The sequence below is a fragment of the Roseomonas genomospecies 6 genome (assembly GCF_008365375.1).
GTDB lineage: Bacteria > Pseudomonadota > Alphaproteobacteria > Azospirillales > Azospirillaceae > Azospirillum.
In genome coordinates this window covers 83,247-108,741 of sequence record NZ_QOKW01000004.1, presented here as the reverse complement: position 1 = coordinate 108,741, position 25,495 = coordinate 83,247, and the positions used below count along the sequence as shown (strand labels likewise).

The 25,495-nt window shown below is 68.6% G+C and carries 24 protein-coding genes; 15 read left to right on the top strand and 9 right to left on the bottom strand.

Annotated elements, in window-relative coordinates; translation table 11 throughout:
* Positions 1-105 precede the first annotated feature (105 nt).
* Entirely contained in the window at positions 106-528 is a 423-nt protein-coding gene (gene ndk / locus DS843_RS07125; protein ID WP_014197473.1) for a nucleoside-diphosphate kinase, read from the top strand.
* 172 nt (positions 529-700) lie between these two features.
* Positions 701-1,180, top strand: coding sequence for a hypothetical protein (locus tag DS843_RS07120; RefSeq protein ID WP_149468197.1), 480 nt, complete (start codon positions 701-703; stop codon positions 1,178-1,180).
* A 37-nt stretch (positions 1,181-1,217) separates the two neighbouring features.
* On the opposite strand, the gene DS843_RS07115 is transcribed toward DS843_RS07120, so the two are convergent.
* From DS843_RS07115 to purM, 3 genes are all read right to left on the bottom strand, one after another.
* On the bottom strand, positions 1,218-1,367 hold the full coding sequence (locus DS843_RS07115) for an aa3-type cytochrome c oxidase subunit IV (RefSeq protein ID WP_149468196.1): 150 nt from the start codon (positions 1,365-1,367) through the stop codon (positions 1,218-1,220).
* 83 nt (positions 1,368-1,450) lie between these two features.
* A complete protein-coding gene (gene purN / locus DS843_RS07110) occupies positions 1,451-2,131 on the bottom strand; it encodes a phosphoribosylglycinamide formyltransferase (protein WP_149468195.1) in 681 nt (226 codons plus the stop codon).
* Positions 2,119-3,201, bottom strand: coding sequence for a phosphoribosylformylglycinamidine cyclo-ligase (purM, locus tag DS843_RS07105; RefSeq protein ID WP_149468194.1), 1,083 nt, complete (start codon positions 3,199-3,201; stop codon positions 2,119-2,121). The genes purN and purM overlap by 13 nt, the downstream gene beginning before the upstream one ends.
* Positions 3,202-3,309: 108 nt before the next feature.
* On the opposite strand from purM, the gene DS843_RS07100 reads away from it, so the two are divergent.
* The 5 genes from DS843_RS07100 (at position 3,310) to DS843_RS07080 (ending at position 7,930) form a co-directional block, all read left to right on the top strand.
* Positions 3,310-4,743, top strand: a complete 1,434-nt coding sequence (locus DS843_RS07100; RefSeq protein ID WP_149468193.1) for a DUF2066 domain-containing protein — start codon at positions 3,310-3,312, stop codon at positions 4,741-4,743.
* A gap of 72 nt (positions 4,744-4,815) precedes the next feature.
* Positions 4,816-5,376 carry a CDP-alcohol phosphatidyltransferase family protein gene (locus DS843_RS07095; protein ID WP_149468192.1) on the top strand — a complete coding sequence of 187 codons (561 nt, stop codon included), beginning with the start codon at positions 4,816-4,818 and terminating at the stop codon, positions 5,374-5,376.
* Positions 5,373-6,437, top strand: a complete 1,065-nt coding sequence (locus DS843_RS07090; RefSeq protein ID WP_149468191.1) for an AI-2E family transporter — start codon at positions 5,373-5,375, stop codon at positions 6,435-6,437. The genes DS843_RS07095 and DS843_RS07090 overlap by 4 nt, the downstream gene beginning before the upstream one ends.
* A 10-nt stretch (positions 6,438-6,447) precedes the next feature.
* Positions 6,448-7,212: an HdaA/DnaA family protein gene (locus DS843_RS07085; protein WP_286191982.1), complete on the top strand. Its 765-nt coding sequence runs from the start codon at positions 6,448-6,450 to the stop codon at positions 7,210-7,212.
* Entirely contained in the window at positions 7,151-7,930 is a 780-nt protein-coding gene (locus DS843_RS07080) for an SDR family oxidoreductase (RefSeq protein ID WP_149468190.1), read from the top strand. Before DS843_RS07085 ends, DS843_RS07080 begins: the two co-directional genes overlap by 62 nt.
* Positions 7,931-8,010: 80 nt before the next feature.
* On the opposite strand, the gene DS843_RS07075 is transcribed toward DS843_RS07080, so the two are convergent.
* Positions 8,011-9,621: a CYTH and CHAD domain-containing protein gene (locus tag DS843_RS07075; RefSeq protein WP_149468189.1), complete on the bottom strand. Its 1,611-nt coding sequence runs from the start codon at positions 9,619-9,621 to the stop codon at positions 8,011-8,013.
* 69 nt (positions 9,622-9,690) lie between these two features.
* Positions 9,691-10,209, bottom strand: a complete 519-nt coding sequence (locus tag DS843_RS07070; protein ID WP_149468188.1) for a SixA phosphatase family protein — start codon at positions 10,207-10,209, stop codon at positions 9,691-9,693.
* Between the two features lie 138 nt (positions 10,210-10,347).
* Between DS843_RS07070 and DS843_RS07065 the strand changes: the two genes are divergently transcribed.
* Positions 10,348-12,576, top strand: a complete 2,229-nt coding sequence (locus tag DS843_RS07065) for an RNA degradosome polyphosphate kinase (RefSeq protein WP_475849059.1) — start codon at positions 10,348-10,350, stop codon at positions 12,574-12,576.
* 19 nt (positions 12,577-12,595) lie between these two features.
* Positions 12,596-14,131, top strand: coding sequence for a Ppx/GppA family phosphatase (locus tag DS843_RS07060; RefSeq protein ID WP_149468186.1), 1,536 nt, complete (start codon positions 12,596-12,598; stop codon positions 14,129-14,131).
* Between the two features lie 159 nt (positions 14,132-14,290).
* Here DS843_RS07060 and DS843_RS07055 read toward each other — a convergent pair whose 3' ends face one another.
* Complete coding sequence (locus DS843_RS07055) at positions 14,291-15,580, bottom strand: hypothetical protein (RefSeq protein WP_167525219.1); 1,290 nt, start codon at positions 15,578-15,580, stop codon at positions 14,291-14,293.
* A 265-nt stretch (positions 15,581-15,845) separates the two neighbouring features.
* The gene (gene rnd / locus DS843_RS07050; RefSeq protein ID WP_149468185.1) at positions 15,846-17,012 is read right to left on the bottom strand and encodes a ribonuclease D; all 1,167 of its coding nucleotides are present in this window, start codon (positions 17,010-17,012) and stop codon (positions 15,846-15,848) included.
* 166 nt (positions 17,013-17,178) lie between these two features.
* Between rnd and aspS the strand changes: the two genes are divergently transcribed.
* Positions 17,179-19,008, top strand: coding sequence for an aspartate--tRNA ligase (aspS, locus tag DS843_RS07045; RefSeq protein ID WP_149468184.1), 1,830 nt, complete (start codon positions 17,179-17,181; stop codon positions 19,006-19,008).
* A gap of 110 nt (positions 19,009-19,118) precedes the next feature.
* On the opposite strand, the gene DS843_RS07040 is transcribed toward aspS, so the two are convergent.
* Positions 19,119-19,346: a hypothetical protein gene (locus DS843_RS07040; RefSeq protein ID WP_149468183.1), complete on the bottom strand. Its 228-nt coding sequence runs from the start codon at positions 19,344-19,346 to the stop codon at positions 19,119-19,121.
* A 147-nt stretch (positions 19,347-19,493) separates the two neighbouring features.
* Positions 19,494-20,372: a cell envelope integrity EipB family protein gene (locus tag DS843_RS07035; RefSeq protein WP_286191981.1), complete on the bottom strand. Its 879-nt coding sequence runs from the start codon at positions 20,370-20,372 to the stop codon at positions 19,494-19,496.
* Positions 20,373-20,477: 105 nt separating this feature from the next.
* On the opposite strand from DS843_RS07035, the gene DS843_RS07030 reads away from it, so the two are divergent.
* From DS843_RS07030 to DS843_RS07010, 5 genes are all read left to right on the top strand, one after another.
* Complete coding sequence (locus tag DS843_RS07030; RefSeq protein WP_149468181.1) at positions 20,478-21,464, top strand: 2-hydroxyacid dehydrogenase; 987 nt, start codon at positions 20,478-20,480, stop codon at positions 21,462-21,464.
* 205 nt (positions 21,465-21,669) lie between these two features.
* Positions 21,670-22,461: a GGDEF domain-containing protein gene (locus DS843_RS07025; protein ID WP_149468180.1), complete on the top strand. Its 792-nt coding sequence runs from the start codon at positions 21,670-21,672 to the stop codon at positions 22,459-22,461.
* Positions 22,462-22,511: 50 nt separating this feature from the next.
* Positions 22,512-23,411: a sensor histidine kinase gene (locus DS843_RS07020; protein WP_286191980.1), complete on the top strand. Its 900-nt coding sequence runs from the start codon at positions 22,512-22,514 to the stop codon at positions 23,409-23,411.
* A 186-nt stretch (positions 23,412-23,597) separates the two neighbouring features.
* Positions 23,598-23,975: a response regulator gene (locus tag DS843_RS07015; protein WP_149468179.1), complete on the top strand. Its 378-nt coding sequence runs from the start codon at positions 23,598-23,600 to the stop codon at positions 23,973-23,975.
* Between the two features lie 30 nt (positions 23,976-24,005).
* Complete coding sequence (locus DS843_RS07010; RefSeq protein ID WP_149468178.1) at positions 24,006-25,403, top strand: PleD family two-component system response regulator; 1,398 nt, start codon at positions 24,006-24,008, stop codon at positions 25,401-25,403.
* Positions 25,404-25,495: the final 92 nt, after the last annotated feature.

The window sequence follows — 25,495 nt, the reverse complement described above, 5'->3', positions numbered from 1 at the left end:
CGAAGCGGTTGCCGTGACGGAATTGCGCCTATATAACCCCGCGCAACCGGCGCCCCGGCCAACGCGCGGCGCCCATAACGCTTTTTTCCGCAGGAGCCCACCGCCATGGCCGTCGAACGCACCCTCTCGATCATCAAGCCCGATGCCACCCGCCGCAACCTGACCGGCAAGATCAACGCCAAGTTCGAGGACGGCGGCCTGCGCATCGTCGCGCAGAAGCGCGTCCAGCTCTCCAAGGCCCAGGCCGAGCAGTTCTACGGCGTGCATCGCGAGCGTCCGTTCTTCAACGACCTCGTCTCCTTCATGATCTCCGGCCCGGTCGTGCTCCAGGTCCTGGAAGGCGAGAACGCCATCGCCCGCAACCGCGAGATCATGGGCGCCACCAACCCGGCCAACGCCGCCGAGGGCACCATCCGCAAGGAGTTCGCCGAGTCGATCGAGGCCAACTCGGTGCACGGCTCCGACGCTCCGGAGACCGCCGCCCAGGAGATCGCCTTCTTCTTCGCCGGCATCGAGCTGGTGGGCTGATCGCGGTTCTTCCGCAGCGCAGTCCTTCGCGAAGGGCCGCCCCCACCGGGCGGCCCTTTTGCATTTCAGTGGCTTCGGTCCCGAACTTGTCGCCCGGACGGCGTCACGGCACCGTGGACAGGCGTGGCGAAGTCGAGTATTCGGGGATTCTACCGCTAGGAGTACCCCCGCCATGGAAAATCCGGACGTCAAGCCGATCGTCACGGCCCTGCTGGAACCGCTGCCGCCCCTGGTGAAGGGGAAGAACGACCTGAGCGATCCGGGCGTGGTGGAATTGCTGGTGCGCGGCTATGTCGACCAGTGCCTGTCGGCCTTCCAGGAGGTGCTGCGCGGCAACGTCGAACAGGACGCGGCCATCGAGGCGATCAACGCGCAGGCGGCGGCGCTGAACGCGGTGTTCCTGGGAACCAGCGGATTCGACACGGTGATCGTCCACCCCTGGAATTCCGCCGACCAGCTCGGCCAGTTCCTTCAGGACACGGTGGGGCTGGATTTCCCGGCGGAGGATTGCGTGCGCGCCGCCCTGATCCACCTCGCCACCCACGTCATGCACGCCATCCAAGGCGGGACCGAGGCGTGGGAGGAGCAGGTGGACGCGCTGGTCGGCGAAATGCGCGACCTGCTTCTGGGGCGCCTGCCGGACGGGGCGTAAGCGCCCCGCCACGGCCATTGCGGCTGGGCCGTTGCGCCTAGGCCAGGAAGATCAGCATCAGAAGCAGCAGAACCGCCACTGCGACGCTGCTCAAGGTCAGGAAGCGCGTAAAGGCGTGCCAGCCCGCCTCGTGCCGGCGGACGACCTCTTCGCTGACCGGATTGTGGCCGTGATCGGTAACCGCCATCGCCGTTTGCCTCCCCTGTTATGGTTCCGGCGCAGAATGTGGGGAGTGCGGACGGTTGCGGCAAGGGTGCCGCTTGCACCGTTTCAAATGGGCGGATTGACGAGCGTCGGCAGATCCGGGACCGGGCCGGACAACAGCACGCGGTCCTGCTCGACGCGGGCGCGGCCTTCGGCGATCAGGCGCAGCGCCTGGGGGTAGAGCCGGTGCTCGGCCTCCAACACGCGGGCGGACAGACGGTCGGCGTCATCGCCGGGCAGCACCGGAACGGCGGCCTGGGCGATGATCGGCCCCTCGTCCATTTCCGGGCGCACGTAATGGACCGTGCAGCCGTGGAACCGCACCCCGGCGTCCAGCGCCCGCTGGTGCGTGTCCAGCCCCTTGAAGGAGGGCAGGAGCGACGGGTGGATGTTGATCAGGCGGTCGTGCCAGCGCTCCACGAACCAGGGCGACAGCAGCCGCATGAAGCCGGCCAGACAGACCAGCTCCACGCCCGCGTCGCGCAGGCGCGCGTCCATGGCTTCCTCGAACGCGCGCTTGTCGCCGGGGAAGTCGCGGTGGCTGACCACCGTGCCGGAAACTCCGGCTGCGGCGGCGCGCTCCAACCCATAGGCGTCGGCCTTGTTGGAGAGCACAAGCGCGATCTCCGCCGGAAAGTCCGGGGCGGCGCAGGCGTCGATCAACGCCTGCAGATTGCTGCCGCGCCCGGAGATCAGGACTCCGATCTTCAGACTGGCCTTCAGACCGGATGCCTTCAGGCCGACCATGCCGCGTCCATGCCGGTGACGGTGACGCGGGCGTCGCCGTCCTTGACCGTGTGGACGGTGCCGACCGTGAAGACCGTCTCGCCGCCCTGGGCCAGGATGTCGATGGCCTGCTGCGCCTTGTCCGCCGGGACCACGACGACCATGCCAAGTCCGGTGTTGAAGGTGCGCGCCATGTCCAGCGGCGTCAGACCGCCCGTCTTCATCAGCCAGTTGAAGACCGGGGGCAGCGGCCACTTGGACGCATCCAGAGTGACGCCCAGCCCGTCCGGCAGGACGCGCGGGATGTTCTCGATCAGGCCGCCGCCGGTGATGTGGGCCATCGCCCGCACCGTTCCGGCGCGCACCGCGGCCAGCGTGCTCTTCACATAGATGCGGGTCGGCGTCAGCAGCGCCTCGCCCAGCGTCTTCGAGGCGTCCCAGGGGCAGGGCGAGTCGTAGCCGAGGCCGGACTTCTCCACCAGCTTGCGCACCAGCGAGTAGCCGTTGGAATGCACGCCGGAGGAGGCGAGGCCGAGCACCACGTCGCCGTCCCGCACGGTGGCGCCGGTCAGCGCGTCCTTGCGCTCCACCGCGCCGACCGAGAAGCCGGCGAGGTCGTAGTCGCCCTCGGCGTACATGCCGGGCATCTCCGCCGTCTCGCCGCCGACCAGCGCGCAGCCGGCCTGACGGCAGCCTTCCGCGATCCCGGCGACGATGGCGCGGCCCGCGGCGACGTCCAGCTTGCCCGTGGCATAGTAGTCGAGGAACAGCAGCGGCTCCGCGCCCTGAACGACGAGGTCGTTCACGCACATCGCCACGAGGTCGATGCCCACCGTGTCGTGACGGTTCGCCAGGATGGCGACCTTCAGCTTGGTGCCGACGCCGTCCGTGGTGGCGACCAGCAGCGGGTCGTGATACCCGGCCGCGCGCAGGTCGAACAGGGCGCCGAATCCGCCCAGCCCGGCGTCGGAGCCCGGGCGCGCGGTGGAACGGGCGAGCGGCTTGATCGCGTCAACGAGCGCGTTGCCCGCATCAATGTCCACGCCGGCCTGCTTGTAGGCGTCGGACGTGTTATTAGACTGGGTGCTGATGGTATCCTCGCTTGGGCTGAGCTATATACCTGGGCCACCTGAACCGGGTCATTTTGGGCCGGGTCATGAGGGAACGGGCCGAACATACTCGAATCGGAAGGCTTTGCAATGCTCCACCGCCGCCATGCGCCGCTGTTTGCGGGCTTCGCCGCCATCACCGTGGCCCTGGCCGTCCAGGCCGGCCCCGTGAAAGCGCAGGTGCCCGGCGCCGCCCCACCCGCGGCGGCGGCCCCGGCGGGTCCGGGAACGGTTCCGGCGGCGGTTCCGGCGGCGGACCCCTTCACCGTGTCGGGCGTGAAGGTGGACGTCAGCGCCGCCAACGCCAACGCCGCCCGCGATCAGGCGATCCGCGACGCGCAGGTGAAGGCGTGGGCGGAGCTTCACAAGCGCCTCGTCCCCTCCGCCACCACCGCGCCGCGGGTGTCGGAGATCGAACTCGCCCGGCTGGTCCAGGGCTTCGAGATCGACGACGAGAAGGTGTCGGCCACCCGCTATCTGGGCAGCATCACCGTGCGCTTCCGCCCGGCCGCCGTGCGCGAGGCGCTGGCCGGCGGCGGTCATCAGTATGTGGAGCCGCCCGCCCGGCCCTACGTGATCCTGCCGGTCACCGTCGTGGACGGGCGCCCGGTCCTGTGGGAGGACCGCACCGACTGGCGCGAGGCCTGGGAGGGCCGGCAAACCGGGGCCTCCCTGGTGCCGCTGGTCGTGCCGGACGGCGAACTGGCCGACATCTCCGCCATCGGCGTGAACGAGGCGCTGGCCGGCGATGCGGAGGCGCTCGCCCGCATCGCCCAGCGCTACAACGCGGGGGGCGTGGTGGTCGCCAAGACCGATATGCCGGCGGGCGGGCTGGATCTGGGCCGTCCCCTGGCGGTCGAGGTGACCCACTACACCCCCGACGGCGCGCGGGACCAGCAGACGGTCAACGTGAAGGCCGACATGGCCGACCGCGCCGGCGACTTCCTGACCCGCGCGACGACCTTCGTGTCCGCCGCCATCGACGAATCCTACCGCCGCGACAACATGGTGGCGAGCGGGCCGGAGCAGGCGACGCTGGTGCGCGTGCCGCTGGGCAGCCTCAACGACTGGGTGGAGACGCGCAAGCGGCTGGGCATGGTCAACGCCGTCACCCGCACCGACGTGCTGTCGATCAGCCGTTACGAGGCGCTGGTCGCGCTGACCCACCGCGGCGACGTGGAGCGGCTGCGCCAGGCGCTGGCCCGCCGCGACCTGGGCCTCGCCCGCACCGGAGCGGTCAACGCGCCGGTTCCGCCGGCCATTCCGGGCCAGCCGGTGCCGCCGGTCACGCCCGCTCCGGAATGGCAGCTTCAGGTGCTGCCGCGCGGGGCCGGTGCGGCGCAGGCGCAGCCTGCCGCGGCCTCCCCGGCGGTCCTGTCCCCGGTTTCCGTTCCTCCTGCCGTTTATCCCCCCTCCACCTATCCTGGCGTGACGCCGGTTCCGTCGGGCACGCCGCAGGCGGCGCCGGGCGCTCCTCCGCGCATTTTGGGGACGCTTCCGGCCAACGGTGCCGCTCGTCCGTGAAGGGGCCGCCCGTGACGAAGGGCGGTCCATCGGGTTCGTTAGGGCGCGGGAGCCAAGGATAAAGGGGCATCGGTGAGCATTCCGAACATCATCACCTTCGGCCGCATCCTGGTTGTGCCGGTGGCCGTCTATTTCATCCTGGCCGGGGAGCTGGGGGTCGCCTTCTGGCTGTTCGTCGGGGCGGGCGTGTCGGACGCGGTGGACGGCGCCGTGGCCCGCATGTTCCGCGCCCGCACCGTGCTGGGCGCCTATCTGGACCCGATCGCCGACAAGGCGCTGCTGGTCAGCGTCTACGTCTCGCTGGGCCACATCGGCGCGCTGCCGCTGTGGCTGGTCATCCTGGTGGTGTTCCGCGACCTGATGATCGTCGGCGGGGTGATGCTGCTCTACACGCTGAAGGAGTCGCTGGCGATGCAGCCGCTCTACATCAGCAAGATCAACACCGCGGTGCAGCTCGCCCTCGCTGCGGCGGTGCTGGCCCCGGCGGGGCTGGGGCTGCCGGACTTCCACCTGTTCGGAATGGAACTGGTGCCGCTGCTCATCTGGGTCTGCGCCGCGACGACGGTGCTGTCGGGGCTGGCCTACGTCTACCGCGGCGGGCTGCTGTTCAACCGGCATGGAGGGGTCCCGTGACGGCGGCCAAGCAGGTCCGGTTCTGGCTGATCGGCCTGGGCCTGTTCGTCCTGATCCTGTGGCTGCTGTCCGGCATGCTTCTGCCCTTCGTGGTGGGGCTGGCGGTCGCCTATCTGCTGGACCCGGTGGTGGACCGGCTGGAGCGCTGGCGCCTGCCGCGCTGGCTGGCGACGACCCTGGTGCTGCTGTCCTTCGTGCTAGTGCTGGTCCTTCTGGTCCTGCTGCTGCTGCCGCTGGTCCAGGCGCAGGTGGCCCATTTGATCGAGGTGCTTCCCAACTACGCCACCGCGGCGCGGGAGCGCGTGCTGCCGATGCTGGACCGGCTGGTGCACCGCCTGTCGCCGGAGGATGTGGAGCGGCTGCGCAGCGCCGCCGGCAACTACGCCGGGGATGTGGTCGGCTGGGTCGGGCAGGTGCTGAGGCACATTCTGTCCGGCGGGCTGGCGCTGTTCGACGTGCTTTCGGTGATGTTCATCACGCCCATCGTGGCCTTCTACCTGATGCGCGACTGGGACATCCTGGTCGCCAAGGTGAACGGCTGGCTGCCGCTGCACCACGCCGCGACCATCCGGGAGCAGGCGCGGGAGGTGGACGAGACGCTGGCCGGATTCGTCCGCGGGCAGGCGCTCGTCTGCGTCGTGCTGGGGGTGTTCTACGCGGTGGCGCTGTCAGCGGCCGGGCTGGACTTCGGTCTGGTGATCGGGCTGATGGCGGGGCTGCTGTCCTTCATCCCCTATGTCGGCTCGCTGTTCGGATTCGTGTCGAGCACGGGGCTGGCCCTGCTGCAGTTCGGCGATCCGTGGCGGGTTGCCATCGTCGTCGCGATCTTCCTGTTCGGGCAGGCGGTGGAGGGCAATGTCCTGACGCCGAAGCTGGTCGGCGAGAAGGTCGGGCTGCACGCCGTCTGGGTGATCTTCGCCCTGCTGGCGGGCGGGTCGCTGTTCGGCTTCGTCGGGGTTCTGCTGGCCGTTCCGGTGGCGGCGGTGATCGGGGTGCTGACACGCTTCGCGTTGGGGCGCTATCTTGAGAGCCCCTACTATCGCGGTACCCCCTCCTCATGACGCCCGCCTCATGACCCTTGCGGCCCAGATACCGCTCGACCTCGGACACCGCGCCGCCATGGGCTGCGAGGATTTCCTCGTCGCGCCCAGCAACGCGGAGGCGGTGGCGTGGCTCGACCGCTGGCCGTCCTGGCCCGCGCCGGCCCTGACGCTGTACGGGCCGGACGGCTGCGGCAAGACCCATCTGGGCCATGTCTGGCGGGCGCGCAGCCATGCCCCGATCGCCATGGGGGAGGCGCTGGACGAGGCCGATCTGCCCGCCCTGCTGGCCCGCGCCAACGCCGTGGTGGTGGAGGACGCGGATCGAGTGGCCGGCCGTCCGGCGCGGGAGGAGGCGCTGTTCCACCTCTACAACCTCGCGCGCGACTCGGGTGGGCATCTTCTGCTGCTGTCCCGCCGCCCGCCGTCGCGCTGGCGGATGAAGCTGGCCGACCTGCGCTCCCGCATCAAGGCGGCACCCGCGGTGGGGGTGGAGGCGCCGGACGACGCGCTGCTCGCGGCGGTCCTCGTCAAGCTGTTCGCCGACCGCCAGTTGCGGCCCGGCATGGACCTCATCACCTACCTGCTGACCCGGATGGAACGGTCGCTGGAGGCGGCGGGGCGGGTGGTCGCGGCCCTTGACCGCGCGTCGCTCGCCGCGCACCGTCCCCTGACCGTGCCGCTGGCCCGCGAGGTGCTGGCCGGACTGGAGGCCGGAAAGGGAGGAGACGAGGATGGATCTGGGAATCGCCGGACGCCGCGCCATCGTGTGCGCAGCCAGCAAGGGGCTGGGTAAGGCCTGCGCCCTGGCGCTGGCGCGCGAGGGGGTGGAGGTCGTCATCACCGCGCGGGGCCGCGACCGGCTGGAAGCCACCGCGGAGGAGATCCGCAAGGAGACCGGCGCCACCGTGATCACCGCCGTCGGCGACATCGCGACGGAGGAGGGGCGCGCCGCGGTGCTGAAGGCCTGCCCGGAGCCGGACATCCTGGTCAACAACGCGGGCGGTCCGCCGCCGGGCGACTTCCGCGACTGGGAGCGCGACGACTGGCTCCGCGCCGTGGAGGCCAACATGCTGGCCCCGATCTTCCTCATCAAGGCGACGGTGGACGGCATGATCGGGCGCCGTTTCGGGCGCGTCGTCAACATCACCTCGGCGGCGGTGAAGGCGCCGATTCCCATCCTCGGCCTGTCCAACGGGGCGCGGGCGGGGCTGACCGGCTTCGTCGCCGGCCTGTCGCGCCAGACCGTGCGCCACAACGTGACGATCAACAACCTGCTGCCCGGCCCCTTCGAGACCGACCGCCTGCGCGCCACGATGGAAGGCGGGGCCAAGGCCAACAACCGCAGCCTGGACGAGGAAATGGCCGCCCGCCGCGCCGACAACCCCTCGGGCCGATTCGGCGACCCGGCGGAATTCGGCGCGGCCTGCGCCTTCCTCTGCTCCGCCCATGCGGGTTTCATGACCGGGCAGAACGTCCTGCTGGACGGCGGTGCCTACGCGGGGACGCTGTAGGGCGGGTTCGTAGAGGTTCCTTGCCCCCTCCCCGGCCCTCCCCTGCGCAGCGGGGGAGGGTTAGGGAGGGGGCAAGGCCCTCACCAGAACACCGCCCCCTCCCGGAACGTCTTCCACAATCCCGGCAGCGCCTTGCGGCGCTTGTCGGCCTGCTTGGCGAGCCAGCGGGCGGTGGCGTCGGCGGCGGGCCGGTGTTCCGGCTGGTCCGCCGAAAGGCCGCGCAGAAGGTCACGGGCCACCGCGGCGTCGTGTTCGGCGTCGAGCGCGCCCAGCAGGGCGTCGAGGGCGGCGATGAAGGGCACCGTTGCGGTTTCAGCGTAGAGTCCGCGGAAGAACTCCACCGTGTGGCGCAGCTTGCGCAGCCGACGGCGCAGCCGGTCGCGTGTCGCGGCGTCGGCGCCGTCCAGGCCGCGGCCCGCCTTCAGAGCCCCCGCCTTCAACGCCTTGGCGTGCTGGGCGGCGAGCCAAGGGCCGGACAGCTCGGCCATCGGGCGGTCGAGCTGGGCGCGGATCTCCGCCGCCGCACCCGACTGCCACGCCCCTTCCTCCAGCCAGGAGCCGAGCGCAAGGATCAGCCCGGCGCAGCGCGGCGACTGGATCGCCTCCACCGCGGCTTCGGCGGGCGCCCGCCGGGCCTCCCGCACCGCGGCGGCCAGCGCCGCCAGCGTGTCGGCGGGGGCCTTGGCCGTCGCCGCGAAGGGCTCGATCCCGTGCCACAGCAGCACGTCCCAATCCCGCGCCGGGCCGAGCTGGCGGGAGAACCAGCGGATGCCGTTGCCGGCGCGGCAGGCGTCCGGCTGCCCGGTCAGGGGGCGGAACAGGCGGATGGCGGTGCGCAGCCGGCGCAGCGCGACCCGCATCTGGTGCAGCCCCTCCACGTCGCCCCCGGCCAGCGCGCAGGCTTCGTTGGCGAGCAGCAGGCGCAGCCCGTGGCGGACGATGTGGCGGTACGCCTCGGCCACCGTGGTGACGGGCGACAGGCCCAGGGGTTCCGGCAGGGCAGGCGCGGGCAGGCGCCCGGTGACGAGGCGGTAGCCCACCTCCGCCTTGCTCTCCGTCCCGATCCGCACCGGCACGCTGCGCTGAAGCGTCAGGGCAAGGTCGAACAGGCGCCCGACGCGGCCCGACTTCAACTCCAGCTCCACCTCGCTGATGAGGGCGCAGGCGGTGCCGGCGATGATCCGCCCCTCGTCCACCGCCACCTCGATGGAGGTCAGGGCATCCGGGCGGACGAGCAGGGTGGTGCGCCGGAACTCCGTCGTGAAGAGCGGCACCAGGGCCTTGCGGGCTTCCTCCGGCACCAGGGCGGCCACGCCCTCCGAGTCGAGCGGGGCCATGTCCGGGGAGGCCGTGGGGATGGCCCAATCCCACTCCTTGCGGATGACGACCGCCGCCGAATCGCCGGGGGACGCGGCGTTGATGGTCTTCAGGGTCTGCACGAAACGGTCGCCGTCCTGCCGCACCCGCAGGGCCACACCCCCGGCGAACAGCCGCCGGTCGGGCGTGTCGTAATAGACGGTGCGCAGGCGGCGGACCGCCGGAGCGCCCTCCGCCGCCGCCTTCAGGGCCGGCAGGTCCGGGACGCGGGCAAGGTCGCGCGGGTCGAGAAGGAGCTTCATCTCCACCTCGCGCACGGCGGACACCGCGGCGGAGGCGCCCGGGGAGGCTGCATTCTGGGGGGCGGAAGACACGGGGGCGGCTCCTGCTCTGTTCCGGGCCTGCCCGGTTCGGGGTTGAAATACCCCATGCGGATAAGGGCGTTAAGAGAGATTGCGCGGCAGGATGAAATCGGCCAGCCGTCCCGCCCCGCTGTCCAGATCGGCCCAGCGGGTGCATTCGAACAGAAGAACGGCGCAGGCGCCGGTCGGGAACTTCTCCGCCAGCGCTTGCCGGTGCCGCGCCTCGCCGCTGCCGGTCAGCTCGCGGGCGAGGTCGTGAAGGTCCGGGTTGTGGGCGACCAGCATCAGGGAGGAGACGGAGTCGGGCGCGTCGCGCAGCCGCTCCAGAAGAACGCGCGCCCCGCACAGGTAGAGACCGCGCTCGCGCTCCACCGGGATGTCCGGCGCGTCCATCACCTCCAGCAGGCGGTCGGCGGTGTCCGCCGCGCGCACCGCGGTGGAGCACAGGACCAGCCCGATGCGCGCCCCGCGCTCCTTCAGATGGTGGCCGACCAGCCGGGCCGCCTTTTTTCCCCGCGGCACCAGCGGGCGGTCGTGATCGTCCAGGGAAGGATCGTCCCACGCGGACTTGCCGTGGCGCATGAGATACAGGGTTTTCATCGTTGCATGTTCCTTCCTGGCGGGATCGCGGTCCCTGCGTGATCCGCTGGGGGGTGCGACTGTTTTCGCAGCGGTATTATCGTGGCGGCGGTATTATGCTGACTGACCCAAAACCGTAACGCAGTTGGGGTAGGTTGCCTGGCCCGCCGACCGCGGCGGGCGGTCCGGCCCAACCGGACTGTAGCGGCGCCACCCATCACGCAAAAGCCCGAGGCTGCTGTGACCCAACTTCAGGACCTGGAAGCGACCTGCATCGAAGCGGACGCACCGGAGCGCTTCATCAACCGCGAACTGTCGTGGCTGGCCTTCAACCAGCGCGTCCTGGATGAGGCGTCCAACCCGAATCACCCGCTTCTGGAGCGGCTGAGGTTCCTGTCGATTTCGTCCAGCAACCTCGACGAATTCTACATGGTCCGCGTCGCCGGCCTGAAGGGGCAGGTGGCCGCGGGGGTGAAGACCCCCAGCGCCGAGAACCTGACCCCGGCCCAGCAGCTCGCCGCCGTCAACCAGCGCATCGTCGAGTTGATGAACGCGCAGCAGACCATGTGGCGCAGCCTGAAGCAGGATCTGCGCGAGGCCGGCATCATGGTGGTCGGCGCGGAGGATCTGACCGATGGGGAGAAGGATTGGCTGGAGGCCAAGTTCCTCGACGACATCTTCCCCATCCTGACGCCCATCGCGGTGGACCCGGCGCATCCCTTCCCCTTCCTGCCCAACCTGGGCTTCTCGCTGGCGCTGCAACTGCACGAGCCGGTGAAGGGGCGGCATCTCGACGCGCTGGTCCCGCTGCCGGCGCAGCTCGACCGCTTCATCCGCCTGCCGGGGTCGGAGATCCGCTTCATCCAGTTGGAGAAGCTGGTGATGCTGTTCATCGACCGGCTGTTCCCGCCGTTCCAGGTGAAGGCTCATGGTGTCTTCCGCGTGTTGCGCGACAGCGAGATGGAGATCGAGGAGGAGGCGGAGGATCTGGTCCGCACCTTCGAAAGCGCGCTGAAGCGCCGCCGCCGCGGCAGCGTCATCCGGCTGGCCACCGACGCCGGCATGGCCGCCGACCTGCGGGAATTCCTGCGCCACGAGCTGCGCGTGTCGAACGACGACGTGTTCGTCCTGGACGGACTGATCGGCCTGTCGGACACCCGCCAGCTCATCGTGGACGAGCGGCCCGATCTGGTCTTCCGCCCCTTCAACGCCCGCTTCCCCGAACGCATCCGCGATTTCGGCGGCGACTGCTTCGCGGCCATCCGCGACAAGGACATCGTCGTCCACCACCCCTACGAGAGCTTCGACGTGGTGGTGCAGTTCATCCGGCAGGCGGCGCGCGACCCGCAGGTGGTCGCCATCAAGCAGACGCTCTACCGCACCAGCAAGGACAGCCCGATCGTCGCCGCGCTGATCGAGGCGGCGGAGGCCGGCAAGTCGGTGACCGCGCTGGTCGAGCTGAAGGCCCGCTTCGACGAGGAGGCCAACATCCGCTGGGCGCGCGATCTGGAACGCGCCGGCGCGCAGGTGGTCTACGGCTTCGTCGACCTGAAGACGCACGCCAAGGTGTCGCTGGTGGTGCGGCGCGAGAACAAGGCGCTGCGCAGCTACGTCCATTTCGGGACGGGCAACTACCACCCGATCACGGCGAAGGTCTACACCGACCTGTCCTTCTTCACCTGCGATCCGGCGCTCTGCCACGACGCTGCGGTGATGTTCAACTACATGACCGGCTACGCCACGCCGAAGATGCTGGAGAAGATCGCCATCGCCCCGATCACGCTGCGCCAGCGGCTGGGCGAGTTGATCAACGCGGAGATCGCCAACGCCGCCGCCGGCAAGCCGGCGCATATCTGGGTGAAGCTGAACTCGCTGGTCGATTCGGAGATCATCGACCAGCTCTACAAGGCGTCCCAGAAGGGCGTGCAGATCGACATGGTGATCCGCGGCATCTGCTGCCTGCGTCCCGGCGTGAAGGGGCTGTCGGAGAACATCCGGGTGCGCAGCATCGTCGGTCGCTTCCTGGAGCACGGGCGCGTCATCTGCTTCGCCAACGGCCATGCGCTTCCCAGCCCGCAGGCCAAAGTCTACATCTCTTCCGCCGATTGGATGACACGCAACCTGGACCGCCGCATCGAGACGCTGGTGCCCATCGAGAACCCGACGGTGCACGAGCAGGTGCTGGACCAGATCATGGTCGCGAACCTGAAGGACGAGGCGAACACCTGGAAACTCGGCCCGGACGGTGTTTATCATCGAATCGAGGCTGGGCCGGACGCGTTCAGCGCCCATAACTATTTCATGACGAACCCCAGCCTGTCGGGACGCGGCAGCGCGCTGAGCAGCAAAAAGACGCCTCCGCGGTTGAAGCTCCGTACGGTCATTTGATTGAGGATATCGGTTGCTCATGACGTCGGCGCAGGAACACAGGGCCGCCACGGTCGATAAGGGCGAGCGGATCGCCGTCATCGACATCGGGTCCAACTCGATACGGCTCGTGGTCTATGACGCGCTGAAGCGGTCGCCCTTGCCGGTCTTCAATGAAAAGGTCCTCTGCGGGCTGGGCCGCGGGGTGGAGAAGACCGGCCGCCTGAATCCGGACGGGGTGATCCAGGGCCTGGAGGCGCTGGAGCGGTTCGCCCTTCTCGCCGCGGGCATGCGCGTCGGGCGGCTGGATGTGATCGCCACGGCGGCGGTGCGCGACGCGGCCGACGGCGCGGCCTTCGTCCAGCGGGTGAAGGACCGCACCGGCCTGGAGGTCGGCGTCATCAGCGGCGAGGAGGAAGCGCGGCTGTCGGCCATGGGCGTGCTGTCCGGCACCCCCGCCGCCGACGGGCTGGTCGGCGACCTGGGCGGCGGCAGCCTGGAACTGGTGCGGCTGGAGCGCGGCGTGATTGGCGAGCATCTGACGATGCCGCTGGGGCCGCTGCGCCTGATGGAGCTGAATCCCGCCAAGCCGAACGGGCTGGTCCGCGCCATCGACCAGCATCTGGAGAAGCTGGACTGGCTGGCGCAACTCCGCGGCAAGCCCTTCTACCCCGTGGGCGGCGGCTGGCGGGCCTTGGCCAAGCTGCACATGGAGCATGTGAAGCACCCGCTGCACATCATTCACCACTACACGGTTCCCTTCGCCGAGGCGCGGGATTTCGCGGCGCTGATCGCCAAGCAGAGCCGTTCCTCGCTGGAGAAGATGTCCGGATCGCGGCGCCGGGTCGACACGCTGCCCTACGCGGCGCTGGTCTTCGAACGGCTGCTGCGGATGGTCCAGCCCTCCGACGTGGTGTTTTCCGCGTTCGGCCTGAGGGAAGGGCATCTCCACGCGCTTCTCGACCCGGAGACGCAGCGGCAGGACCCGCTGATCGCTGCGGCGGAGGATTGGGCGCAACGCTTCGTCCGCATCGGCGACCCGGCCCTTCTGGTGTCCTGGACCGGCAACCTCTTCGCGGGGGAGGACGACGCGGCGCTTCGGCTGCGGCAGGCGTCCTGCCTGCTGAGCGACGTGGGCTGGGCGGAGCATCCCGATTACCGGGCGGAGCACGCCTGCCTGCGCATCCTGCGCTACCCCTTCCCCGGCATCGACCATGACGAGCGGGCCTTTCTGGCGCTGGCCGTCTACGCGCGCTACGCCGGCTCCATCGACGGCCCGTCCACCCCCAACGCGGTGACCTCGGGGCCGCGGGCGTTGCTGAGCGACGCCCAGGCGCGCAAGGCGCTGGTTCTGGGGCTGGCCCTGCGGTTGGCCCACACGCTGACCGGCGGGGCCACCGCCCTGCTTCAGCGCACGGCGCTCAAGGTGTCGGGGGAGCGGCTGGTGCTGACTCTGCCGGACGATTTCAGCGTCCCCGCCGGGGAAACGGTGCAGCGGCGCCTGGACGCGCTGGCGAAGGCGCTGAACCGCAAGGGCGAGATCGTGCCCCCGGCCCGGCCCCAGGCGGCGGAGTGAGGTTTTTTTAACCCTCTCCCGCCCCGGGAGAGGGAGGGACCCGCCGCAAAGCGGTGGGAGGGTGAGGGTGCCCCCAAGGATAAGTGTCTTGATCCTCGCACGACCCTCACCCGCCTGCTTCGCAGGCACCCTCTCCCGGGGCGGGAGAGGGTGTCGACATTACGCCACCTTGGCGTGGGCAATGGCTTCGCGGACGCTCACGCCCTTGCGCAGGATGTTGTCCACGGCGCGGCCCTGCACCATCGTGATGCCGACCTTGTGGGCGTAGACGAGACTCGACACGCTGTCGCAGCGCGCCAGGATGAACTTGCAGCGGTCCTGTTCGCGGATGCGCTCCATGAAATACTTCTCGAAGGTCGGGTCCATCTCCAGCATGTCGTTGGACCAGAAGATCTTCGCGTAGTCGGCGTTCAGATACTCCAGATCGAAATTCGTCACCCAGAAGGGGTTCAGCCCGTCCACCGCGATCTGGTAACGGCGGTCCTGGGCGAACTCCACCACCTCGTTGAACAGCGACAGGTTCTCGATCAGGTCGCCCTTGGAGATCTCAAGCACCACCTGCCCGCGGAAATCGACGGGAAGCCGCTCGTCGAACTTCACGAAACCGGTGGAGATGACCGTGGACAGGTTGATGTTGATGCCGATGCGCCGGCCCCGCATGAAGCTGAGCCCGTGGTTCAGCGCGCGCAGGACGGACTGGTCGAGATTCGCCGTGAAATAGTTGAACAGCCATTTGTTGGCCGTGATGTCGTAATCCGGGCAGAGCCGTTCCTGAAGAAGCTTGATGGAGATGTAGAGTTCGAAATAGGCCATGTCCTCTTCGGCGTTGCGGCCGATGTTGGCGATGGCTTGGTTGAACAGGAAGGGCGACAGGTCGAACATCTGCATGGAGCGTTCGAGCTTCGCCATCTCCTCCAGCGTGATCGGCGGCTTCGTCTCGGTGGAATGGTCGCCGGTCTCGTTGGCCTGCAATTCCTCGATGAAGCGGATGACGTTGATGAAGTTCAACGCCAGTTCCATGATCGAATAGAGCGAATATTCCTTGTACGGGTTCGGCCCGGTCAGCGTGGTCTTCGCCAGGAAGATCTGCTCCACCTTCTGGCAGACGTCGGTGACGCCGGTCAGCTTCAGCCCCTTGTAGAGGATGATCACGTCGCCGTTGGAGATGTTGAAGGACTGAAGATAGGAGGCCTTGTTCGCCAGTTCCTGGATGATCGTGCGGACGATCATCTGGCTGGACGGGTCCTTGTCCCGCAACAGCGACAGATGCATGTGGATCAGCCGCATGCCCTGCAATTCGGACTTCGCGGAGCGGAGGAGATTCAGCAGCTTGTCGTTGTCGAATTCCGGCTTCTGGTCCTTCGCGGCGGCAACGGCGGCCTGCTTCTCCGTCGTGGAGAGGCGGACACGGTCGCGTCCCATGGGTGGTTTGCCGCCGAACCTGCTCATACAAGAAATCCCCCGGGTGTGCGCATTGGGCGTGTGCGCACCTTATAGGCGAGAATTCCATCCGCGAACCATGCCGCACCGATACACGGCATGGGTACGGAGCCCGTGACTTATTAGCACCGACCTTTTTTAACAATGCCTTAAAGCGCTGTTAATTGCGATGAATTGTCTCGTAATTTTGGCTAAACGTCACGAAACCGACCGAAGCTGTCATGGTGCCGGACCGATTCTTGCCGCATTCTGGAATGATTCTGGACGGGGCCTTTTACGGCCCCTCTCCATTTCCAGCCGGCACGATGCGGACGCGGCGGTCGAGCACCGCCAGACCGATGCGCCCGTGCTTCAGGGCCAGCGCGTCCTCCCCGAACAACTCCCGGCGCCAGCCGTGCATGGCCGGCACCTGGGCCTCGTCGTCGGCGGCGATGGCCTCCAGATCGGCGGCGGAGGCGACCAGCTTGGACGCGACGTTGTTCTCTTCGCACTTCATCTTCAGGAGAACGCGGAGAAGCTCAACGATCGGTTGAAGGCCGGGCGGAGGTTCCTCGCGCGGTTCGACGCGCGGCAGTTCGGACTCCGGCAGGTCCAGGCCCTTCTGGACACAGGCCAGAACGTCGGCGCCCTGCCGCCCCTCCGCGAAGCCGCGGCCCATGCCGCGCGTGCGGGCGAGGTCGTCCACGCTGGTCGGGGCGTGGGCGGCGATCTCCAGCAGCGCCTCGTCCCGCAGCACGCGGGAGCGGGGCAGGTCGCGGCGCTGCGCCTCGCGCTCCCGCCACGCCGCCAGTTCCCGAAGGACCGCCATGAAGCGCGGCTTGTTGGTCCGCACCTTCAACCGCAGCCAGGAGCTGTCCGGGTCCACCTGATAGGTGGCCGGATCGGTCAGGACGGCCATCTCCTCCTCCAGCCAATGGGCGCGGCCGGAGCGGACGAGGCGGCGCTTCAGCTTCTCGTAGGCCGGGCGCAGATGGATCACGTCGGACAGGGCGTAGGTCAACTGCCGCTCGGTCAGCGGGCGGTGCGACCAGTCGGTGAAGCGGCTGGACTTGTCGATGCGCGCCCCGGCCAGCTTGGTGACCAGCGTCTCGTACCCCACGCTGTCGCCGAAACCGCAGACCATCGCCGCGACCTGGGTGTCGAACAGCGGGTGGGGGATCTGGCCGGACAGATGCCAGAAGATCTCCACGTCCTGCCGGGCGGCGTGGAACACCTTCAGGATCGCCGGGTCCACCATCACGCGGAACAGCGGCGCCAGATCGATGCCCTCGGCCAGCGGGTCGATGGCGACGGCGCCGTTCGGCCCGCCGATCTGCACCAGGCAGAGCTGCGGCCAGTAGGTCTTCTCGCGCAGGAATTCGGTATCGACGGTGATGTAGTCCGCCCCGGCCAGCGAGCGGCAGAAGGCGTCGAGGTCTTCGGTGGTGGTGATGAGTGTCATGCGGGCTTCATACACGAGCGCGCGTCCGCGCGAAAGCTCGCCCTTCGGCAAGTCTCCCGGCGTGCATCGGACGCGGATGGCGACTTGACTTTCCGGCGCTGTCGGTGTGGTGTGTCGGGCCGCCTTTCCGCGCAGGATTCCGACCTTTTCCAAGGTGTTTCGACCCATGCACCCCTACCGCACGCACACCTGCGGCCAGCTTCGCGAAGAGAACGCCGGTCAGATTGTCCGCCTGTCGGGCTGGATCAACCGCAAGCGCGACCATGGACAGCTTCTGTTCATCGACCTGCGCGACCATTACGGCCTGACGCAGTGCGTGGTCGACACCTCCAACCCGGCCTTCCAGGCCGCGGAGCGGCTGAAGCTGGAATCGGTCATCACCGTGACCGGCAAGGTGGTGAAGCGCACGGCGGAGACCATCAACGACCGCCTGCCGACCGGCCGCGTCGAGGTGCAGATCGCCGAGCTGACGGTGCAGGGCGAGGCGGAGCAGATCCCGCTGCAGGTCAACCAGGACACCGACGCGGGCGAGGACGTGCGCCTGCGCTACCGCTTCCTGGACCTGCGCCGCGAGCGCATCCACGAGAACATCCTGCTGCGCTCGCGCGTCATCGCGTCGGCGCGCCGCCGCATGATCGATCAGGGCTTCACCGAGTTCCAGACGCCGATCCTGACCGCCTCCTCGCCGGAGGGGGCCCGCGACTATCTGGTGCCCAGCCGCAACCATCCGGGCAAGTTCTACGCGCTGCCCCAGGCGCCGCAGCAGTTCAAGCAGCTTCTGATGGTCGCCGGTTTCGACCGCTACTTCCAGATCGCCCCCTGCTTCCGCGACGAGGACGCCCGCGCCGACCGCAGCCCGGGCGAGTTCTACCAGCTCGATTTCGAGATGTCCTTCGTCACCCAGGACGACGTGTTCGAGGCCATCGAGCCGGTGCTGCACGGCCTCTTCGACGAGTTCGGCGGTTTCCGCCGCGAGACGCCGCCGGCCATCGACAAGCCGCCCTTCCGCCGCATCTCCTTCGCGGAGTCGATGCTGAAGTACGGCAACGACAAGCCGGACCTGCGCAACCCGCTGGAGATCACCGACGTCACCGCCGTCTTCAAGCGCGACGACGTGGAATTCCGCGCCTTCAAGCAGACGCTGGAGAAGGGCGGCGTGGTCCGCGCCATCCGCGCCCCGAAGGTGTCCGACAAGCCGCGCAGCTTCTTCGACAAGCTGAACGACTGGGCGCGTGGCCTCGGCGCTCCGGGCCTCGGCTACATCATCTTCGAGGCGGCGGGCGGAAAGGGCCCGATCGCCAAGTTCGTGCCGGAGGCCGCCCAGGCGGAGCTGCGCACGGCGGCGGGTGTGGAGGACGGCGACGCGGTCTTCTTCGTCTGCGACCAGCCCGGCCCGGCGGCCAAGCTGGCCGGCTTCGCCCGCACGAAGATCGGCGAGGAGCTGGACCTGATCGAGAAGAACGCCTTCCGCTTCTGCTGGATCGTCGACTTCCCGATGTACGAGCTGGACGAGGAGACCAACAAGGTCATCTTCAGCCACAATCCCTTCTCCATGCCGCAGGGCGGCCTGGAGGCGCTGAACACGATGAACCCGCTGGACATCAAGGCGTACCAGTACGACATCGTCTGCAACGGCGTGGAGCTGTCCTCGGGCGCCATCCGGAACCATCTGCCGGAGGTGATGTACAGGGCGTTCGAGATCGCCGGCTACCCGCCGGAGGAGCTGGAAGCCCGCTTCGGCGGCATGCTCAGCGCGTTCAAGCTTGGCGCCCCGCCGCACGGCGGTTCGGCCCCGGGCATCGACCGCATCGTGATGCTGCTGGCCGACGAGCCGAACATCCGCGAGGTCATCGCCTTCCCGCTGAACCAGCGCGCCGAAGACCTGCTGATGCAGGCCCCGGCCCCGGTGGACCAGACGCGCCTGCGCGAGCTGCACCTGAAGCTGGACCTGCCGAAGCCGAAGGTCGCCGCCGAGACGCCGAAGGCCGCCACCTGACGGTCAAGGTTTTTCCCTCCCTTCCCGCTCCGGCGGGGAGGGGCGGGCGGCCAAAAGGAAAGCCCCCCGTCCGTGAGGCCGGGGGGCTTTCCTTTTGAGACCGTACGGTATCAGGCCGCGACGCTGCCCGCCGGGGCCGCTTCGATCATGCGGTAGTAGTTGGAGTCGACCAGAACGAGGCAGCTCAGCGTCTTCGCGTCGCCTTCGTCCTCCGTGCTGACCACGCGGGCATGCGGGATGCCGAACAGGGTCACGGTCTCCCGCACGCGCCAGGACCGCCCGTTGGTCGCGCCGACGGTCTGGAACACCTGTCCCACCAAAACCTGCTTCTTGGCCATAGAGAAACCCTCATCCTGATGCCGGTGCGCGCCACGAATCCGACGGGGCGCGGGCGCACCATGCACAGCTTAGGCCAGCTTCCTCAAAATATGGTAAATCGAATTGTAACGAACCGCGCCATGGGACGCGGCTTGAGCCGTCAACGGTCAGCAACCCGACTTGGGAAGCGGCTCCACCTTCTCCAGGATGGCGTTCACGGTGAAATCGCCATAGTCGATCTGCATGGACTCGGCGACGCCGTTCTGCAGCAGGCGCAGGCTCATCTCGTACTCCGGCTGGGCGGAATCGCTCTTCAGCGGGAAGAAGGCCATGCGCACCGGCCACGCCGTCTTACCCTTCAGCAGCGGTTCGGTGCTGTCTTCCTTCGTCTGGATCGCCGCGCCGATCACCGTGGAGACTTCCGTCGCACCCTCGGCATCGGCGCCGTCGAAGACGATCCGGTTGAAGAAGGTGTCGCCGGCGCTGGCATGGTCGAGCACCGCCAGCGTGTGCGCCGTGGGGAACATGGTGTTGGGGGGCAATTCCATGTCCTGGGGTTCCGGCTTGGTGAAGGCGGCGGTCCCGGTCCCATCCTTGGCCAGCCGGGCGTCGCCGCGCACCTCCTCGTCCTCTTCCCCGTTGATCAGCTTGCGGACGTTGAAGCGGTAGCGCCGCCCGTCCTTGGCCTCCCACGTCGTGTAGTTGGTGGTCATCGCCATCTCGTCGCCTTCGGCATAGACGAAGCGGAGCTGGAAGCGCTGCTCCGTCGTCCAGCCGTCGCAGGCGTCGGCCCATTCGAACAGCATGCGGCCCCGCACGTCGCTGACCTTGGAGCTGTTGCGCGCGGACAGCAGCGACATCTTGTAGACGGCGCGGTGGGGCAGGATGTTCGCCGCGGCACCGGCGGCCGCTCCAACTGCCGCGCCGGCCGCGTTGGCGGGCGCCGCCTGGACCGGGCCGGCGGCGGGAAGGGCGGTCAGGGACACCAGGAACGCGCCGAAGGTCGCGCAAAGGGCGAGGCGGGCGGCGGAGCGGCGGTTCTGCAAAGCGACATCCACAGGTGATTGGCAGCGTCGGATGGATTATGGGTGTTTCGGTGTCGGAGCGGAAGGCCCGACCCCCGGAATAAACGGAAGGCTGAGGACAGATTCATGCGCAGCGACTCCCCTGCATCACGGCCCGTCCTCCTGGTGACCCGGCGCCTGCCCGACGCGGTGGAGGCCCGCGCCGCGCGGGATTTCGACGCCCGGCTGAACCCGCAGGACCGCGCGCCGTCCGGCGCCGACATCGCCGCCCTGGCGCGGGAGAGCGGCGCCGAGGGCATCCTCTGCACCGCCGGAGACCGGCTGGACGCGGAGGCCGTCGCGGCCCTGCCCGAGGGCGTGCGGATCGTCGCCACCTTCTCCGTCGGCACCGACCACATCGACCTGAACGCGGCCAAGGCGCGCGGGCTGATCGTCACCAACACCCCGGACGTGCTGACCGACGCGACCGCCGACATCGCCCTGCTGCTGATGCTGGGCGCGGCGCGGCGCGCGTCGGAGGGCGAGCGGATGATCCGGGCGGGGGCCTGGACCGGATGGACGCCGACCCAGCTTCTCGGCACCCATCTGGGCGGAAAACGGCTGGGCATCGTCGGGATGGGCCGAATCGGGCAGGCGGTGGCCCGGCGGGCGCGGGCCTTCGGCATGGCCATCCACTATTCCAACCGGCGCCGCCTGCCGCCGGACCAGGAGGCCGGGGCCATCTACCACGCCGATCCCGAAGCGATGCTGGCGGTTTGCGACGTGCTGTCGCTGCATTTCCCGGCGACTCCGGACACCACCCATTGGCTGAACGCGGAGCGGATCGAGCGCCTGCCGCCGGGCGCCATCGTGGTGAACACCGCCCGCGGCTCCGTGGTGGACGACGAGGCGCTGATCGCCGCGCTGGCCTCCGGACGGCTTGCCGCCGCGGGGCTGGACGTGTTCGAGAACGAACCGAACCTGCACGCCGGCTACCGCAGCCTGGAGAACGCATTCCTGCTGCCGCATCTGGGAAGCGCCACGGTGGAGACGCGCAACGCCATGGGCTTCAAGGCGCTGGACAATCTGGACGCCTTCTTCGCCGGAGCGGAGCCGCCGGACCGCGTGGCGTGACGTGAAAACCAATCAAAAACGCATTTAAAATAAAAGTAGATAAAATTTTCCGCATTGAGTCGCGCTTGGGAAGTTTTTGCCCAGGCGGCGGCCCGGCGCGGCAGAAACTGCCGGATGGAAAGGCGGGTGTTGCCGAGAATCCATAGTTGGCACAAAGAATGCAAATTCGATGGGCGAGCTAGTGCCGATCATGCGGAGAGAACCCATGAACGCCATCGTGACCGCCCAGGACCTGGAAGCCATCGCCGCCGACCGCCACGACGGATTGCCTTTCGACTGGGGAAGCCACGACCGGCTGGCGCGGGTCACCCCGCTGCGCGGCGCTCGCGTGGTCCATTCTGCGGCGGAGGCTCCGGTTTTGGAAAGCCAACTGGCCGAGGCCCGCGCCACCATCGCGGAGCAGCGGGAGCGCATCGCCTATCTGGAAAGCCTGACCACGACGGACGAACTGACCGGCCTGCTGAACCGCCGCGGCTTCTACGGCCATTTCCGGCGGGAACTGGCCGCCGCGCGACGGCACGGCGGCGACGGCCACAGCGGCCACAGCGGCGGCGGCCACAGCGGCGGCGTGCTGGTCATCATCGATCTGGACGGCTTCAAACGCATCAACGACACCCACGGGCACATGGCCGGCGACGCCTATCTGCGGCAGGTCGCGCGGCTGCTCGCCGGCACGGTGCGCGAGCAGGACGTGGTGGCCCGTCTGGGCGGGGACGAGTTCGCTCTGCTTCTGACCGGCATGGACGCGGCCTGCGGCGCTGTCCGCGCCCGCCAGATCGCCGAGGCGGCGGGGCGGCACAGCGTCCAGTGGAACAACGCAGAGCTGCCGGTCCGCTTCTCCTACGGGGTTCAGCCCTATGGGGCGGACGACCGGGAGGAGGAGGTGATCCGCCTCGCCGATTCCCTCATGTACAGCAACAAGGCCGGGCGCAAGGCCGTGCGCAAGGTCGAGCGTCCGGCCAGCCGCCCCGCGGCGAACCGCCGGGCCATCGCCTGACCCCGGCCGACTTGCGGAAAACACGGATCGGGCAGCCTGTCGCACCCCCCATGCCGGGCTTGACCGAACGGCGGTCTCCGCAGCAGCATCTGCGCCTTTCCGTCGCAATGGTGCCTGCCCTGAACACGTTTTCAGATCATCCACGCCCCACATCCGCGCTCAGCCCGCTGCCGGACGCCGCCGAATCCCCGGCGGAACGGGAGCACCGCGCCGCCTGGGCCGCGCGCCAGGCGGAGGTGAACCGGGCCAAGTCCGACTTCCTGACCCGGATGAGCCACGAGCTTCGCACCCCGCTGAACGCCATCATCGGCTATTCGGATTTCCTGCTGCATCCGGGCACCGGCCCGCTGACCGACCGGCAGCGCGACTGCATCGGCAACATCCGCACCGCGGGCGCGCATCTCCTGGAACTCGTCAACGACGTGCTGGACCTGTCGAAGATCGAGGCCGGGCACATCGACCTGAGCGACGAGGATGTGGATGTCGCCGTCGTGGTGGGCGAGGTCTACGCCCTTCAGGAATTGGCCCTGGCATCCGCCGGGCTGGCCTTCGACGCGGTCTTTCCCCGCCCGCTGCCGCGCCTGCGCGCCGACCGGCGGTCGCTTCGGCAGATCCTGCTGAACCTGCTGTCCAACGCCGTCAAATTCACCCCGGCGGGCGGGCGCGTCACGGTCGAGGTCTCGCGCACGGAGACGGCGGCCGGGAGCGGGCTGTGCATCGCGGTGATCGACACCGGCATCGGCATTCCGGAGGAGCACCGCCACACCGTTCTGGAACCCTTCCGTCAGGTGCCGGGGGACCGCATCCGCAGCGGCGCCGGGACCGGCCTGGGCCTGCCCATCGTGCGGTCGCTGGTGGAGGCGCATGGCGGGCGGCTGGCCTTGTCCGGCGCGCCTGGGCAGGGCACGCGGATCGACCTGCACTTCCCGCCGGAACGGGTGACCGCATGACGGAACCTGTGGAATCCTCGCGGCTTCGCGCGGCGGCACCGGCTTCGGACCGCATTGCTAACGACAATTTAACCGTCGCGGCGGGACAGTGAACACGATATACCGGTCACTCCGAGCGTGGTCGCTACCGGCAGGAGCGCAGGCGGCGCGATGCTCGCGGAACCGAACAGCCTTACGAAGGCGCCGATGGAAGACCGAACCGTGAAGCGTGTGCTGATCGTCGAGGACAACGAGCTGAACATGAAGCTCTTCCACGATCTGCTGGAAGCGCACGGCTACGAGACGCTTCAGACCCGCAACGGGATGGACGCCCTGGCCCTGGCGCGGGATCATCGGCCCGACCTGATTCTGATGGACATCCAGTTGCCGGAGGTGTCGGGGCTGGAGGTCACGCGCTGGATCAAGGAGGACCCGGAGCTGAAGTCGATTCCGGTCATCGCGGTGACCGCCTTCGCGATGAAGGGCGACGAGGAGAAGATCCGGGAGGGCGGCTGCGAGGACTACATCGCCAAACCGATTTCGGTGACGAAGTTCCTGGAAGCCGTTCAGAAGTTCCTTCGCTAACCAACCACCACGGGATCGGTCGCACGTTCCATGTCCGCTCGCGTCCTTGTCGTCGATGACGTCCTTCCCAACGTGAAGCTGCTCGCGGCGAAGCTGACGCGCGAATATTTCGACGTCATCACCGCCAGCAACGGCCCCGAGGCGCTGGAGATGGTTCGGCGGGAGTCGCCGGACATCGTTCTGCTCGACGTCATGATGCCGGGCATGGACGGGTTCGAGGTGTGCGAGAAGATCCGCTCCGACCCCGCCACCATGCACATCCCCGTGGTGATGGTCACCGCCCTGTCGGACGGGGCCGACCGCGTGCGCGGGCTGGAGGCCGGGGCCGACGATTTCCTGACCAAGCCGGTCAACGACGTCGCTCTGTTCGCGCGGGTGCGCTCGCTCGTCCGCCTGAAGATGATGATGGACGAATGGCGATTGCGCGAAACCACGTCCGGCCAGTTCGGGGTGATCGAGCCGACCGGCACGCTGCGCAGCGAATCCTTCGAGAGCGCCCGCGTGCTGGTGCTGGAGGATTCGCTTCTCGACCTTGAGAAGATCGCGGAGACGCTGCAGCGCGACCATGGTCATGTGATGTCCGCCGGCACCTGCGCCACGGCGCTGGAGCGCGCGCTGGGCGACGATCTGGACCTCGTGGTCATCAGCCTGACGCTGATGAACGAGGACGGCCTGCGGCTCTGTTCCCAGCTCCGCTCGCACGAGCGCACCCGGCAGGTGCCGATCCTGCTTGTGGTGGAGGAGGGCGACCTGAACCGCGTCGCCAAGGGACTGGAGCTGGGCGCCAACGACTACGTCATCAAGCCCATCGACCGGAACGAACTGCTGGCCCGTGCCCGCACCCAGATCCGGCGCAAGCGCTATCAGGAACGGCTGCGCGCGAACTACGAACACAGCCTGTCCATGGCCCTGACCGACAGTCTGACGGGGGTCTTCAACCGCCGTTACATCAACGCCCATCTGCCGCGCCTGCTGGAGCGGGCGATCGATGGCCACAAGCCGGTGGCGGTCCTGCTGTTCGACATCGACCATTTCAAGGTCGTGAACGACAGCTACGGCCACACCGTGGGCGACGAGGTTCTGAAGGAGGTGTCCCACCGCGCCAGCCGCAACCTGCGCACCTTCGATCTGGTGGCGCGGCTGGGCGGCGAGGAGTTCGTGGTGATCCTGCCCGACACCGACGCCGAGGCGGCCCTGACGGTCGCGGAGCGGCTGCGCACCCGCATCGCCGACACGCTGTTCAAGGTGACCGCCGACGTGGGCGAGATTCCGGTCACGGTGTCCATCGGCGTGGCGGTGGGCGGCCGGCTGGGCGACACCGCCGAAGGGCTGATCCGCCGCGCCGACGAGGCGCTGTACGAGGCCAAGCGGGCCGGGCGCAACTGCACCGTCGCCGATCCCCGCGCCAACGCCCTGCTGGCGCCCTGATCGGGCGGCGCGCCGAACCCGGACGTAAAGCCAGACACGCAAAACGTACCCAGACACGCAAAAGGCCGCCAAGAGGCGGCCTTTTTGATTCC

What these genes read in the sequence shown, in the direction of transcription:
- ndk (WP_014197473.1), top strand. Translation starts at nt 106, where the DNA reads ATGGCCGTCGAACGCACCCTCTCGATCATCAAGCCCGATGCCACCCGC.
- DS843_RS07120 (WP_149468197.1), top strand. Translation starts at nt 701, where the DNA reads ATGGAAAATCCGGACGTCAAGCCGATCGTCACGGCCCTGCTGGAACCG.
- DS843_RS07115 (WP_149468196.1), bottom strand. Translation starts at nt 1,367, where the DNA reads ATGGCGGTTACCGATCACGGCCACAATCCGGTCAGCGAAGAGGTCGTC.
- purN (WP_149468195.1), bottom strand. Translation starts at nt 2,131, where the DNA reads ATGGTCGGCCTGAAGGCATCCGGTCTGAAGGCCAGTCTGAAGATCGGA.
- DS843_RS07100 (WP_149468193.1), top strand. Translation starts at nt 3,310, where the DNA reads ATGCTCCACCGCCGCCATGCGCCGCTGTTTGCGGGCTTCGCCGCCATC.
- DS843_RS07085 (WP_286191982.1), top strand. Translation starts at nt 6,448, where the DNA reads ATGACCCTTGCGGCCCAGATACCGCTCGACCTCGGACACCGCGCCGCC.
- DS843_RS07080 (WP_149468190.1), top strand. Translation starts at nt 7,151, where the DNA reads ATGGATCTGGGAATCGCCGGACGCCGCGCCATCGTGTGCGCAGCCAGC.
- DS843_RS07070 (WP_149468188.1), bottom strand. Translation starts at nt 10,209, where the DNA reads ATGAAAACCCTGTATCTCATGCGCCACGGCAAGTCCGCGTGGGACGAT.
- DS843_RS07060 (WP_149468186.1), top strand. Translation starts at nt 12,596, where the DNA reads ATGACGTCGGCGCAGGAACACAGGGCCGCCACGGTCGATAAGGGCGAG.
- DS843_RS07055 (WP_167525219.1), bottom strand. Translation starts at nt 15,580, where the DNA reads ATGAGCAGGTTCGGCGGCAAACCACCCATGGGACGCGACCGTGTCCGC.
- rnd (WP_149468185.1), bottom strand. Translation starts at nt 17,012, where the DNA reads ATGACACTCATCACCACCACCGAAGACCTCGACGCCTTCTGCCGCTCG.
- aspS (WP_149468184.1), top strand. Translation starts at nt 17,179, where the DNA reads ATGCACCCCTACCGCACGCACACCTGCGGCCAGCTTCGCGAAGAGAAC.
- DS843_RS07040 (WP_149468183.1), bottom strand. Translation starts at nt 19,346, where the DNA reads ATGGCCAAGAAGCAGGTTTTGGTGGGACAGGTGTTCCAGACCGTCGGC.
- DS843_RS07030 (WP_149468181.1), top strand. Translation starts at nt 20,478, where the DNA reads ATGCGCAGCGACTCCCCTGCATCACGGCCCGTCCTCCTGGTGACCCGG.
- DS843_RS07025 (WP_149468180.1), top strand. Translation starts at nt 21,670, where the DNA reads ATGAACGCCATCGTGACCGCCCAGGACCTGGAAGCCATCGCCGCCGAC.
- DS843_RS07020 (WP_286191980.1), top strand. Translation starts at nt 22,512, where the DNA reads ATGCCGGGCTTGACCGAACGGCGGTCTCCGCAGCAGCATCTGCGCCTT.
- DS843_RS07015 (WP_149468179.1), top strand. Translation starts at nt 23,598, where the DNA reads ATGGAAGACCGAACCGTGAAGCGTGTGCTGATCGTCGAGGACAACGAG.
- DS843_RS07010 (WP_149468178.1), top strand. Translation starts at nt 24,006, where the DNA reads ATGTCCGCTCGCGTCCTTGTCGTCGATGACGTCCTTCCCAACGTGAAG.